This is a genomic window from Flavobacterium amniphilum (assembly GCF_023634845.1).
GTDB classification, from domain to species: domain Bacteria; phylum Bacteroidota; class Bacteroidia; order Flavobacteriales; family Flavobacteriaceae; genus Flavobacterium; species Flavobacterium amniphilum.
Window position 1 is genome coordinate 13,105 of the sequence record NZ_JAMLJL010000009.1, and the last position, 13,644, is coordinate 26,748.

The window sequence follows — 13,644 nt, forward strand, 5'->3', positions numbered from 1 at the left end:
GTGTGATAAAAAAATTTATCACAAAAAATTTATCACAAAAAAATAAAAGGTCATCCCCAGCTCTGCGAAGTCTTAAGATAGGTTTGCTCCGCAATCCCGATAGCTATCGGGATCTGACTTTGCACTTCTAATTCAACAATCATTTTGTTTGACGAATTAAAAGATGATAAACATATGCAGGTATAACCTCAGGCCCGAGCTAATAACCCGGGCTTTTTTTTATTACTGCGCAATTTTTTTGTAACTTGTAGGGTTATAAACAAACAACAAAAAATAAAAACTTACTATTATGGCTTTTGATATTGAAATGATTGAAAAAGTGTACGCAACTATGGCTTCCCGTGTGGATAAAGCACGTGAATTGGTCGGGCGTCCGCTTACGTTATCAGAAAAGATTTTATATTCCCACCTTTGGGAAGGAAACCCTACACAGGCGTTTTCAAGAGGTAAAGATTATGTTGATTTTGCTCCCGATAGAGTGGCGTGCCAGGATGCAACGGCCCAAATGGCGTTATTGCAGTTCATGCATGCAGGTAAAAGTAAAGTGGCGGTTCCTACAACCGTGCACTGTGATCACTTGATCCAGGCTAAGGTTGGTGCTGCTACAGATTTGCAGGTTGCAAATACACAGTCGAAAGAAGTTTTTGATTTCTTATCTTCTGTTTCAAATAAATACGGAATCGGATTCTGGAAACCGGGATCCGGGATTATCCACCAAATCGTATTGGAAAATTATGCCTTTCCGGGCGGAATGATGATTGGTACCGATTCACACACGGTTAATGCCGGTGGTTTGGGTATGCTGGCCATTGGTGTGGGTGGTGCCGATGCGGTTGATGTCATGTCGGGAATGTCATGGGAATTGAAGTTTCCGAAATTAATCGGTGTAAAATTGACCGGAAAACTAAACGGCTGGACTGCACCGAAAGATGTTATTTTGAAAGTAGCCGATATCCTAACCGTAAAAGGAGGAACCGGAGCTATTGTGGAATATTTTGGTGAAGGTGCTGAATCAATGTCTTGCACCGGAAAAGGAACAATCTGTAATATGGGTGCCGAAATCGGTGCGACAACTTCAACCTTTGGTTACGATGATTCGATGAGAAGATATTTAACCGCTACAGGCCGTCAGGATGTGGTAAATGCAGCTGATAAAGTAGCTTCTTACCTAACAGCGGATGCGGAAGTATATACAAATCCAAATCAATATTTCGACCAATTAATCGAAATCAATTTATCCGAATTAGAACCACATATCAACGGACCGTTTACTCCGGATCGCGGAACTCCTGTTTCTAAAATGAAAGCAGAAGCAGAAGCGAACGGATGGCCAATCAAAATTGAATGGGGACTAATTGGTTCGTGTACCAATTCGTCTTATGAGGATATGTCACGGGCAGCTTCTATTGTGGAGCAGGCAGTTGCACACGGTATCACGCCAAAAGCGGAATTCGGTATCAATCCGGGTTCTGAACAAATCCGCTATACAATTGAAAGAGACGGCATAATTGCCACTTTCGAAAAAATGGGTACCAAAGTCTTTACGAATGCCTGTGGGCCATGTATCGGACAATGGGATAGGGAAGGTGCTGATAAACAAGAGAAAAATACAATTGTTCATTCCTTCAACCGTAACTTCTCGAAAAGGGCTGATGGTAATCCGAATACACATGCTTTTGTAACTTCTCCTGAAATGGTGGCGGCACTTGCAATTTCGGGACGTTTGGATTTCAATCCGCTTACAGATACTTTATTGAATGATAATGGAGAGGAAGTTAAATTGAATGCTCCTGTTGGTGATGAGTTGCCAACGAAAGGATTTGATGTGGAGGATGCCGGATTCCAACCTCCTGCTGCTGATGGTTCTTCGGTTCAGGTAGTGGTTTCGCCAACATCAGACCGTTTACAATTATTAGCGCCTTTCGATGCTTGGGACGGGAAAAATATTACAGGAGCGAAATTGTTGATCAAGGCTTTCGGAAAATGTACAACCGACCACATTTCAATGGCCGGTCCATGGTTGCGTTACCGTGGTCATTTGGATAATATTTCAAATAACATGTTAATCGGAGCCGAAAATGCTTTCAATAATAAGGCTAATTCAGTTAAAAATCAATTGACGGGAACTTACGATGAGGTGCCAAAAGTGCAAAGAGCATATAAGGCTTCCGGAGTTCCGTCTATAGTTGTGGGTGATCACAATTATGGTGAAGGTTCTTCCCGTGAGCATGCAGCTATGGAACCACGTTTCTTAGGTGTGAAAGCTGTGTTGGTGAAATCTTTCGCGCGTATTCATGAGACAAACCTTAAAAAACAAGGAATGTTAGCCTTGACATTTGCTAACGAAGCCGATTATGATAAAATCAAGGAAGACGATACGATCAACTTTTTGGATTTAACAGAATTTGCACCGGGAAAACCATTGACTTTGGAGTTTGTCCATGCCGATGGTTCAAAAGATCTAATCATTGCGAACCATACGTATAATGAAAGCCAGATTGGCTGGTTTGTCGCGGGTTCAGCACTGAACTTGATTGCTGCCGGTAAAGCTTAATGATAAAGTAATTGTATAAAATAAAAAACTCCTGCAACTGCAGGAGTTTTTTATTTTAATTGGAATCGCTCCAAAATTTTCCATTTTTGGCCAATTTCTTGTTCAATCAGGCAAATTTCATTGAAAATAATTGTCTTCGGAATTGGAAATTGTTCTATCTGACTGAAAATTTCATTTGTGCATGTTGAATTTCTGGGATGCATCAAAGTGATGTGGGCTTCATGGTTTCTTATGTCGGCAATAATTCCTGAAAGAATGTTTTTCCGTAATTGTTTAAATGAATCATCACGACTGACAGCAGGTATCAAAACACCTTTTTCTTCGGAAAAGCGCTTGGTTTTGCCTAAATTCAATGTTACTGATTCTAAAGGATTGTTTTTAATGTTCCGAATAACCTGTCCGATATCTGTCAGCTCGTCTTCACGGCATAAAGTAACGTGTGCATCAATTAAGCGAAATTGTTCAGGGTTGAATTCAGCTCTTATTTTTTCAATTGTTTCAGATTGAAATGACGGAATAAATAAAGTGAGCTGTATTCTTTTCTGGATCATTACTTTTTATATTTCTTTATATCAAAGTCAACGGAATAAATGTCCTCGGTCATTGTTCCGTTTTCTTCTTTTTTCTGACGTGAAAAATATAGCTTTTTCTCTTTTTGGTGTACAAACGGGCAGAATTCGGCAAGTTCAGAATTAATTGATTTTCCTAAATTAATCGGTTCACTCCATTTTCCTTTCTTGTTGAAGCTGATGTAAAAATCGATTTCGCCAAATCCGCCCGGTTTGGTTGAGAAATAAATAAGATAATCTTCATTAGGTGAAATGAATGGATTGGACTCTCTTTCGTCGGTATTTATCGGATTGCCTAAATTAACCGGTTTTTGGTATTCTCCTTTAACATATTTGGAAACCCAAATATCTGAATTCCCCTTTTTGTTTTCATTGTCTTTCATGAAGTAAATGTTTCCGTTTTTGGCCATTGAAGCAAAAGATTCAGAAGCATTGGTGTTAATGGTGTGTCCTAAATGATAAGGTTCGCTCCAACCGTTTTTTATTTTTTTAGCAGCCCAAATATCGAAACCTTGCCGGTCAGGATAGTTTTCCACACTTCTGTTGGATTGGAATAAAACAGTTTTTCCGTCAGGTGTGAATACAGGATCGATATCTTTCCACATCCCTTTTTGACTTGAAAAAGAAGCGACAACCGGTTTTGTCCATTTGCCATCTCTTTTGTGGGATTCCATAATGATTAAAGTGTCTCTTTTTCCTTTGGAATTGACCCAAAGAGCTGTCTCAGAATCGGGAGATATTGTCAATCCGAAAACACCTCCGTTTGAGATTTTATAAGGTTCAAATTTTTCTGGTTCTGTTTGTGCTTGTGTGAATGAAATGGATAGTAAGCTGATGGCTAGGAAAATTTTTCTCATTTGTTTAAACTGTTTGCTTTTGATTTTGTCAAATGTAAACAGATTGCGGTTCGGCCTGAAGTGAATTAACAGTTTGTTAAATAAAAATTGTGATAAAATTAGGGTTGGCAGATTAAAAAAAATCCGCCTGATTGATTTCAAGCGGATTATGATATTTTAATGTACAGTTGTGGTTTTAACATTACAGTTTTTGGAAACCCAGGCTGCATCAAAATCTTTTATTTCTTTACGTTCACCTTTATAAATGTAATATTCTTTTGGAGTGTTGCTTTCACCAACAGTTGGCATTTTATCAACTATTTTTTCATCAGGACAATCCTGAATCAGTGTTGTGGAAGCTTTTTTGGTGCAATTACAACTCGCCAGAATAATGGTTAAGGTAAGAAAAGAGAGCTTTTTCATGGTATTTATTTTATTAATTTCGGGTTTTCTGCTTTGATGGTTCCTTCGAATGAATTTACCATAATCAACTTATTTAAAGCCGGACTATAGTCTAAATCAGACATTCCTTTGGAATTGGATAACAGTACTTTAGGTTGTTTGGCCATTTTTCCAAATTGAAGTAATTTGCTTTTCTTCCAATCTTTGGACCAACTGGTAACGTACATGTTTCCTAAGTTATCAACGGCTAAACCGTCAAAATTAGTATAATTGGTCGCAAATTGTGATATAACATCTCCGTCTTTTAAATCAACTGTAAAAATACTACTGTTTTCGGTGGTGTTGCAAACCAGAAGGACTTTTGATGTTTTGTCATAATAAAGTCCGTTAGGTGCTTTGATGGCATTTGCTTTAAGTAGTTTGCTGAATTTCTTTTCCTTAGTGTTGATTTTGTAGATGTTGTTGCCAGCTTTATCTGAAACATATAAGGTTCCGGTTTCGTCAGCCGTTATGTCGTTGAGTTGTTTGGCCTCATCGATTGTGATTGTAAATACTGATTTTTTGGACGTGATGTCAAATCCCATAATCTGATCATCGGCAACAACATATAAAGTATTCTTGTAAATGGTTAGACCCAGACATTGTGCGTCTATGTGAGCAAAAACGGTCTGTTGGCCTTTTGCATTCTGACGGATGATGTTTTTGCTTTTTACATTGGATATATAAAACGATTTGGTTGGCAGGTGATAAGTGGCGCTTTCGGGAAGTTCAAGTTTTTGTGCGTTTCCGTAAAAAATCCCCATCGAAAAGAATAATAATAGAGAGTAAAGTTTTTTCATTATGATTGTTAATTAGTTTAGTGCAATTAAATTACTAATTTTTCAAATAACAACATAGAGTTGAATAACTTATCAACTTTTTATTAAGAAAAATTGACAATTTTTAATAATTTGATATTGATTTTCTGTGTTTTGGAAATCTTAAAGAAATGCTAAAATAAAGTGAAGGTTTTTTCGTTTGGTTCTTTAGCGCTATCTTGCGAAACCAAAAATAAATTTATGTTGAGGTATTGTTGTTTATTATTTCTGTTTTTGTTTACGTTTAAGGGGTTTTCTCAAGAGAAAATCAAACACATCGTTGCGGGCGGGGAATCTGTATATAGCATTGCCAAAAAATATGATGTAAAACTGAATGATATTTATCAGTTGAATCCGAAAGCCAAAGGAAGTGTTTTAGCACTTAAGTCGGTTTTGTGGATACCGGTCAAGCAAACTTCACGCGCTGAGAAAGAGTTGGTTAAAAATGAAAAGCTAGATAAAACTGTAAATCACGAAGTATTACCAAAAGAAACTTTGTATGGAATTTCAAAAAAATACAAAGTGAGTATCGAGACCATTAAAGAAAACAATCCTGCTATTGAAAAAGAAGGTTTGGCAATTGGAATGAAATTGCAGATTCCTGTTTCTGAAGAAGTTTATGGTCAAAATTCAATTGCTGAATTACCAAAAAAAGTAGAATTGGAAAATGTGTCAACTTCGGTAAGGAATGAAGTTGGTACAAAAGATGCTGTTGAAAATGTTGCAACTTCGGAAGAGAATATTACACATACGGTTCAGTTAAAAGAAACGAAATATGGAATCTCCAAGCGTTACGGAATTTCCATAGCTGATTTAGAGGAAAAGAATCCTCACGCAAGAGGCGGACTTCATGTGGGTGATGTTTTGGTTATCAAAGGTGAGATTAAAAAGGAGAAAGAAAAAGATAAGGAAAATACTGAAGTTGTAGCGAATCAGCCAGAAAATCAGGAAATTCAAAACAATCAGGATGTGGCTACTACCGAAAATGCTCCTGTTGCTATGTTGCCTTTATCGGCAGATGCGAGCATGAAAGCCGATTTTTTAATTGCAAAAGCATCAGAAAATTTGGGATCACGTTACAGAAGCGGAGGAACAACACCGGCAGGTTTTGATTGCTCTGGATTAATGTTTGCGACTTTTAAAAACATTGAGATGACATTGCCGCGTTCTTCACGCGATATGGCTCAAAATGCCGGAACACGTATTGAGCGCAGTCAGGCACAAAAAGGTGATTTGATCTTTTTTGCAACCATGGGAGGCGGAAGGGTGAGTCATGTGGGAATGGTAACCGAAGTGCTGGAAGATGAAATTAAATTCATACACTCTTCTACAAGTGCAGGTGTAATCATTTCTTCGACAAAAGAGGCTTATTATGCCAGACGCTTTGTTCAGGTGAACAGGGTTTTGGAATAAATCTATGTTATATATTGAAAAAAAACCGCCCTATATTAAGGCGGTTTTTTATTGTTTATATAAAATTATTATACAGTTTCATCTTCAACAGTTGCATCTGGTGCATTTTCTTTCACAGAGTTAATGCCGTTATCTCTTCCGGCTTCAGCTTCATACATTTGGCTTGAGCCTATTATTTGGCCGTTTCCTGCTTTTAGGTTAAAATGAAATTTGCCGTTCGCTGCTGTTTTTTTGTCGAAATTTGATTCGTCTTGTGAGTTTTTTCTAACCGATTCGATTCCGTTTTCACAACCTGCTTTGGCTGAATATCCTTCACTGGTAAGAATGACTTGGCCGTTCCCTGCTTTTAAATTAAACTGAAACTCACCGTTTGTTCTTTTAGAAATTACAAATTTTCCCATAAATGATTGGTTTAAAGTTCTTAATTTATTTTAAGAAAGATACTACTTTTTAAGATACGATGATAAAAAAAATCCGCTCTCATCATGAAAGCGGATTTTTACTGTGATATTCAATAACTATTAATAATAAGTATAACGTCTTACCTGAGCGATATATTTAGCTAAACGGATTACCTGATGGCTGTATCCGTATTCGTTATCATACCAAACATACATTACAACATTTTTTCCGTCAGCCGAAACAATTGTTGCGTTGCTGTCGAAAATTGCCGGAGCAGAAGTTCCTACAATGTCAGATGAAACTAATTCGTTGTTTAATGAATATTTGATTTGCTCAACTAATTTGCCTTCCAATGCATATTTCTTCATAATGTTGTTTAAATCCTGTACTGAAGTGTTTTTGTTTACTTCCAGATTTAAAACTACCAATGAACCGTTTGGAACCGGTACGCGGATTGCATTTGAGGTTAATTTACCGGCTAAGCTTGGTAAAGCTTTGGCAACAGCACTACCGGCTCCTGTTTCGGTGATAACCATGTTTAAGGCAGCTGAACGTCCGCGACGGTATTTTTTGTGCATATTGTCCACTAAGTTTTGGTCATTAGTGTAGGCGTGAATTGTTTCGATGTGTCCTTTTTCAACTCCTAAAGTTTCTTCAATTGCAGCTAAAACCGGAGTGATTGCATTGGTTGTACAAGATGCAGCTGAGTAGATTTTTACTTCTTCAGGATTGTAATCTTCGTGGTTTACACCGTATACGATATTTGGAACTCCTTTTCCTGGTGCTGTCAATAATACTTTGTCAACACCTTTTGAAGTTAAATGTCTGCTTAATGCTTCTTCAGTTGTGAAAGCTCCTGTATTGTCAATCACCAAAGCATCGTTGATTCCGTATTGTGTATAATCAATTTCTTCCGGACCATTTGCCGTGATGATGTGAACGGTAGTTCCATTGATTAATAATGCATTGTTTTCTACGTCAGCTTGAACAGAACCTTCGAAATCTCCGTGTACTGAATCGTAACGTAATAATGAAGCTCTTTTTTCCAATAAAACAGCATCATTCTTATCACGTGTTACAATGGCGCGTAAACGTAATTGTTGCCCTTTTCCAATTTTCGACATCATTTCACGAGCCAATAAACGTCCGATACGTCCAAAACCATACAAAACAACATCTTTAGGTTTGATTTCGTTCGTGTGTTTAGCGTCTTTTAATTTGTCGATAACGAATGCGGTCGCATCGTTGTATTTGTTGTCTTCTAAGTGGTATTCGTACGTTAGTTTTCCAATATCTAAACGTGAAGGTGGTAAATCTAAATTATTGATTGCTCTTAAGATTTCAACAGAATCAAATACATTGATAGGTTTTTGTACAAATTCGCCTGCATATTCATGTAAATTCATGATATCACTCACGCTTCTGTCAATCAATTGGTTTCTGAAAAGAACCATTTCGATTGATTTGTCGTACCATAAATCGCTGACAATTTTGATAAACTCTACTGCTGCCTTTCTCCTGTCTGCCTGAAAAGCTAACTCTTTTTCGTAAACTGCTGTGTTGCTCATTTTTATGAAAATGTTTTTTGTTTTTACTGTCGCAAAATTAGCTATTTCAAACGTTTTCGTAAAACTTTTTAACGGATATTTTTGAAATAAAAAAACCTCGGGGTAGCCCGAGGTTTTTAAAGAAATTAAGTACATAACCAATTTATAATAACATGCGTACTTGTTCTCCGTTTTGGGTTAATATTTCAATTCTGAATTTGTCAGTTCCTGATTTGGAATTCAGCATTTTTGACGCCTGTTCCATTGATGTGATTTTCGAACCGTCAATGCTTAAGATGATACTTCCGATTAATTCATTTTTGTATTCCATGAATTTTTCATTGGTCACATCCTTGATTTTTACACCGTTGCTTAATCTGAAGCGTTTTTTATCAGCCGCATCGATATCTTCCAGTTCAAAGCCATTGTATTCATAGTTAACTAATTCTTTTTTAGTTAATTTGATTGGTAGGTTTAATTTGTCATCTCCTCTTAAAATTCCCACTTGTACCTGATCGTTAGGGCGTTTGGTGTTGATGTAAGAGGTAAGATCAGCAAAACCTTTAATTTTTTGGTTGTCTAACTGTACAATCACATCGCCTTTTTTCAATCCGCCTTTTTCTGCACCAGAATTTTTGTATACTTTATTGACATAAAATCCTTGTGTCTCCTTTACGCCGAATTCTTTTGAAGCGGCATCGTTCAATTCACCACCTTCAACACCTAAAACACCGCGTTGTACATTTCCGAATTCCATTAAGTCTTCAACTATTTTACGGGTGATATTTGAAGGAACTGCGAATGAATAGCCTGTGTAACTTCCTGTAGGTGAAGATATCATGGTGTTAATGCCGATTAATTCACCTCTGGTGTTTACCAATGCGCCTCCACTGTTACCTGGATTTACCGCTGCATCAGTCTGGATAAACGACTGAATTCCGTTGTTTGATAAATCCCTTGCTTTTGCCGAAACAATTCCAGCAGTTACCGTTGAGGTTAAATTGTATGGATTTCCAACGGCCAATACCCATTCGCCAACTTTGATGTTGTCTGAATTTCCGAAAGTTGCGTACGGTAATTTTTCATTCGCTTCAACTTTGATTAAAGCAATGTCCATCTTGCTGTCGGTACCCACTAATTTTGCCTTGTACGTTTTGTTGTTGTTTAGTGTAACTTCTAATTCTGTAGCATCTTTTACCACGTGGTTATTGGTTACGATATATCCATCTTCACTAATGATAACTCCTGATCCGGTTCCAATTTGTTTTTGGGGTGTGCCACCTCCCTGGTAACCATAAAAGAATTCCATTAAAGGGTTGTTGGGAACATTGTAAACAGTAACGTTTTTAACGTGTACTACTGTGTGAATTGCATTATCTGCAGCTGCAGTAAAATCAACGGCATCACCATTAAAACCCACGTTTCTGGCAAAGCTGTCTGATGCAATTGATAATTTTGAGCCGGGAACATCATTTTCCATTAATAATTTGTAAGCTCCCAAAGTAGTCGCTCCACTTAATAAAGAAACTAAAAATAAACTTCCAAATCTTTTCATAACTGTAATTGTTTGTTTTATAATTCTATAACGTAAAAATATAATTTTCTTATTTTATGTCAATGGGTTTAACGCTCGTTTAACAATCTTTAACGTATCATTAATATTTGTACTTTTGTAATGTAAGAATGCCTTTTTCAGGCTTCTGTAATATATCATTTTTCTGAATTTGGCGTTATATTACATCTCGTTGATTCAGATTTTAAAAGAGTAATAATTATAATGAACTATACATTTTACAAATATCAGGGAACAGGGAATGATTTTGTTATAATTGACAATCGCCTTGAAACATTTCCCAAAAATGATACCAAACTAATCGAATTCCTGTGCGACCGCCGTTTTGGTATTGGTGCCGATGGATTGATGTTGTTGGAAAATGACGAATCGACCGATTTCAAAATGGTCTATTATAATTCGGATGGGAATCAAAGTTCGATGTGTGGTAACGGTGGCCGGTGTCTGGTAGCTTTTGCCAAGAAATTGGGTGTTATCCAAAATGATACAACTTTTATTGCTGTTGACGGTTTGCATCACGCTACCATTGATGAGAATGATATTGTGTCGCTTCAGATGAAGGATGTTGATGAAGTGCAACAGCATGAAAACCACATTTTCCTGAATACGGGTTCACCGCATCATGTTCAATTGGTTGAAGATTTGCATATTTTCGATGTCAGAAATGAAGGATCACGTATCCGTTATGGTAATCTGTATGGTGAGGCAGGAAGTAATGTGAATTTTGTCACACAAACGGATGAAAACAAATTCGCATTGCGAACATATGAGCGTGGAGTGGAAGATGAAACACTTTCCTGTGGAACCGGCGCAACGGCAGTGGCTATTGCAATGAAATCAATTGGAAAAACAAATAGTTCGGTAATCCAACTTCGTGTGGAAGGAGGGGAATTGGAAGTTTCCTTTAATGAGAAAAACGGATTCTTTACACAGGTGTTCTTGAAAGGGCCGGCTAAGTTTGTTTACCAAGGTATTATTACTGTTTAAATTGTAATTGGATGATTACTTTAAAAGGAGAAAATATTTACCTGCGCGCACTCGAACCCGAAGATTTGGAATTTATCTATAAAATTGAAAATGATGAATCAATTTGGGAAGTCAGTAGTACGCAAACACCGTATTCGCGATTTTTAATCCGGCAATATCTCGAAAATGCACATCAGGATATTTATCAGGCAAAGCAATTGCGTTTGGCAATTTGTAAAAATGAATCCTTTGAAGCTGTCGGTTTGATTGATTTGTTTGATTTTGATCCACAGCATAAAAGGGCAGGTTTGGGGATTGTAATTAATAATCCGGATGAACGTAATAAAGGAATTGGCAAAGAATCGTTGGGTTTACTGATTAATTATGCATTTAATAAGTTAAATCTACATCAGTTGTATGCAAATATTGGTTCTGATAATGCGCCAAGTTTAAAGCTTTTTACTAATTTTGGGTTCTTTAAAGCTGGAACCAAAAAAGACTGGAATTACCGCAATGGTAAATTTTACGACGAAATACTGTTCCAGTTAATCAATACAAATTTTTAAATTTCACTATTTTGAATAAAAAGAAGATTCTTATTGTCCTTTCTGTAATAGCAGTTGCTGTTGCAGCCTATTTATATGTTAGCCTTTTTGCATCGAATACAAAGTTTGATAAAGATGAGGTTTATGTTTTTGTTCCGACTGGTTCTAAGTATGAAGATGTTCTGAAAATCATCGAGCCTTATGTTAAAGATGTTGATGGTTTTAAAGTTGTAGCTAAAATAAGATCGTACGACGAAAATGTATTTCCGGGACGGTTTTTGTTTAAGAAAGGAACCGGAAGTTTAGGGTTGGTTTCGGCTTTGCGTCATAATCAACCGCTTGATCTGGCTTTTAATAATCAGGAAAGTCTGGAAAAATTGGTTTCAAGGGTTTCGTCGCAAATTGAAGCAGATAGTCTTAGTCTGATGAAAGCAATTAAAGATCCGGCTTTCATGAAAAAAAACGGATTTAATGAGGAAACGGTTTTAGGGATGTTTATTCCGAATACTTACCAATTCAAATGGAATACTTCTGCAGAGAAATTCAGGGATAAAATGTTTGCTGAATTTGAGAATTTCTGGACGGAAGAAAGAAAAGCAAAAGCGAAAGCTTTAGATATGACTCCGGTTGAGGTGATTACGTTGGCAGCAGTTGTTCATAAGGAAACGGTAAAAGCAGATGAGCGTCCAAGAGTGGCTGGTGTATATTTAAACCGTTTAAAAACCGAAATGCCTTTGCAGGCTGATCCAACTATTATTTTTGCTATGCGCCGTAAGGCTAATAATTTGGATTTGGTGATTAAACGCGTGAAAGGTAGAGAAATGTTAGGGGTTGATTCTCCTTATAATACTTATGTGCATACTGGATTGCCTCCCGGGCCAATTGCAATGCCTGATATTTCGGCAATTGATGCAGTTTTAAATCCTGAAAAGCATGATTACATTTATTTTTGTGCAAGTGTGGAGCGTTTTGGTTACCATGATTTCACGGCTTCTTATGCGGAGCATGTGGAAAATGCCAATAAGTATGCTGAATGGGTTAATAAATTGGGAATTAAGTAGTTTTTGAGGTTTTTTCAATACATACTATTTTTATTGATTTCGATTCCGGTATTTTCACAATCCGGAATCGATTCTTTTTTAACGCCTGCCGATTCGCTTAATGTGAGTAGGGAAAAGGCTGTCCTTTACTCCGAATTTGGATTGGCAGCCGGTGCATTGGTTGGTTTGAGTCAGTTGTGGTATAAAGATTATCCGCAGAGTAAGTTTCATTTTATAAATGATAATTCAGAATGGCTTCAAATGGATAAAATTGGACATTTTTATTCGGCTTACCATTTAAACCGCTTGGGTTGTGAAACGATGAATTGGGCCGGATTGCCTAAAAATAAACAATTGGTTTATGGCTCGGTATTGAGTTTGGGTTTTTTAACGACTGTTGAGGTTTTTGACGGATTTTCACAGAAATGGGGGGCTTCCTCCGGTGATATTATTGCGAATGTGTCTGGGGCTGGTTTGTATGTATCACAGGAATTGCTCTGGAATGAACAACGGATTATTCCAAAGTTTTCTTTCCATACCACAAAATATGCTAAGCTCCGTCCGGAAGCATTAGGAGAAAATTTTAATGAGCAATTGCTGAAAGATTATAATGGACAAACGTATTGGTTATCTTTTAATTTGCGCTCTTTTTTTAAGGAGTCTAAGCTTCCGAAATGGTTCAATATTGCGCTTGGATATGGCGGAAATGGAATGATTACAGGTGAGGATTTCGTAAATTCTGATTCTGATTTGTCTTACATAAAAAGAAATCGTGAGTTTTATTTGAGTTTTGATGCAGATTTGTCAAAAATTGAAACAAAATCACACTTTTTAAAAACTTTTTTCTCTGTTATTAACATGATTAAAATCCCCGCACCAACTGTAAAACTGGGTGCTAACGGAGTTGTTAACTTTGACTGTTTATATTTTTGACAGAAAT

Annotated in this window: 13 protein-coding genes; 6 read left to right on the forward strand and 7 right to left on the reverse strand. The window is 36.9% G+C overall.

The genetic code is table 11. The features are described from left to right. The first annotated feature begins 289 nt into the window (after positions 1-289). On the forward strand, positions 290-2,554 hold the full coding sequence (locus tag NAT51_RS11310; RefSeq protein ID WP_250599036.1) for an aconitate hydratase: 2,265 nt from the start codon (positions 290-292) through the stop codon (positions 2,552-2,554). A gap of 50 nt (positions 2,555-2,604) precedes the next feature. Here the strand turns inward: NAT51_RS11310 and NAT51_RS11315 are convergent, their stop codons facing one another. The 4 genes from NAT51_RS11315 to NAT51_RS11330 form a co-directional block, all read right to left on the reverse strand. Beyond that, the gene (locus NAT51_RS11315) at positions 2,605-3,105 is read right to left on the reverse strand and encodes a 2'-5' RNA ligase family protein (RefSeq protein ID WP_250599037.1); all 501 of its coding nucleotides are present in this window, start codon (positions 3,103-3,105) and stop codon (positions 2,605-2,607) included. Further along, positions 3,105-3,980, reverse strand: coding sequence for a TolB family protein (locus NAT51_RS11320; RefSeq protein WP_250599038.1), 876 nt, complete (start codon positions 3,978-3,980; stop codon positions 3,105-3,107). The genes NAT51_RS11315 and NAT51_RS11320 overlap by 1 nt, the downstream gene beginning before the upstream one ends. A gap of 156 nt (positions 3,981-4,136) precedes the next feature. Beyond that, entirely contained in the window at positions 4,137-4,382 is a 246-nt protein-coding gene (locus NAT51_RS11325; protein WP_250599039.1) for a hypothetical protein, read from the reverse strand. 5 nt (positions 4,383-4,387) lie between these two features. Further along, positions 4,388-5,200: an SMP-30/gluconolactonase/LRE family protein gene (locus NAT51_RS11330; protein ID WP_250599040.1), complete on the reverse strand. Its 813-nt coding sequence runs from the start codon at positions 5,198-5,200 to the stop codon at positions 4,388-4,390. Between the two features lie 219 nt (positions 5,201-5,419). Here NAT51_RS11330 and NAT51_RS11335 point away from each other — a divergent pair, with 219 nt between their 5' ends. After that, positions 5,420-6,631 (forward strand): peptidoglycan endopeptidase, encoded by a 1,212-nt coding sequence (locus tag NAT51_RS11335; protein WP_250599042.1) that lies wholly within the window; start codon positions 5,420-5,422, stop codon positions 6,629-6,631. 68 nt (positions 6,632-6,699) lie between these two features. On the opposite strand, the gene NAT51_RS11340 is transcribed toward NAT51_RS11335, so the two are convergent. From NAT51_RS11340 to NAT51_RS11350, 3 genes are all read right to left on the reverse strand, one after another. Next, positions 6,700-7,032 (reverse strand): YegP family protein, encoded by a 333-nt coding sequence (locus NAT51_RS11340; RefSeq protein WP_250599043.1) that lies wholly within the window; start codon positions 7,030-7,032, stop codon positions 6,700-6,702. A 120-nt stretch (positions 7,033-7,152) separates the two neighbouring features. Further along, a complete protein-coding gene (locus NAT51_RS11345) occupies positions 7,153-8,601 on the reverse strand; it encodes a glyceraldehyde-3-phosphate dehydrogenase (protein WP_250599044.1) in 1,449 nt (482 codons plus the stop codon). A gap of 142 nt (positions 8,602-8,743) precedes the next feature. Then, complete coding sequence (locus NAT51_RS11350) at positions 8,744-10,135, reverse strand: Do family serine endopeptidase (RefSeq protein ID WP_250599045.1); 1,392 nt, start codon at positions 10,133-10,135, stop codon at positions 8,744-8,746. Positions 10,136-10,357: 222 nt separating this feature from the next. On the opposite strand from NAT51_RS11350, the gene dapF reads away from it, so the two are divergent. Genes dapF through NAT51_RS11370 form a run of 4 tightly spaced genes read left to right on the forward strand, consistent with a single transcriptional unit; the run spans position 10,358 to position 13,637 of the window. Continuing rightward, positions 10,358-11,140: a diaminopimelate epimerase gene (gene dapF, locus NAT51_RS11355; RefSeq protein ID WP_250599046.1), complete on the forward strand. Its 783-nt coding sequence runs from the start codon at positions 10,358-10,360 to the stop codon at positions 11,138-11,140. Between the two features lie 11 nt (positions 11,141-11,151). Beyond that, positions 11,152-11,685: a GNAT family N-acetyltransferase gene (locus NAT51_RS11360; protein ID WP_250599047.1), complete on the forward strand. Its 534-nt coding sequence runs from the start codon at positions 11,152-11,154 to the stop codon at positions 11,683-11,685. An 11-nt stretch (positions 11,686-11,696) separates the two neighbouring features. Beyond that, positions 11,697-12,725, forward strand: coding sequence for an endolytic transglycosylase MltG (gene mltG, locus NAT51_RS11365; protein WP_250599048.1), 1,029 nt, complete (start codon positions 11,697-11,699; stop codon positions 12,723-12,725). A gap of 33 nt (positions 12,726-12,758) precedes the next feature. Further along, on the forward strand, positions 12,759-13,637 hold the full coding sequence (locus NAT51_RS11370; protein ID WP_262921811.1) for a YfiM family protein: 879 nt from the start codon (positions 12,759-12,761) through the stop codon (positions 13,635-13,637). The last annotated feature ends 7 nt before the right edge of the window (positions 13,638-13,644 follow it).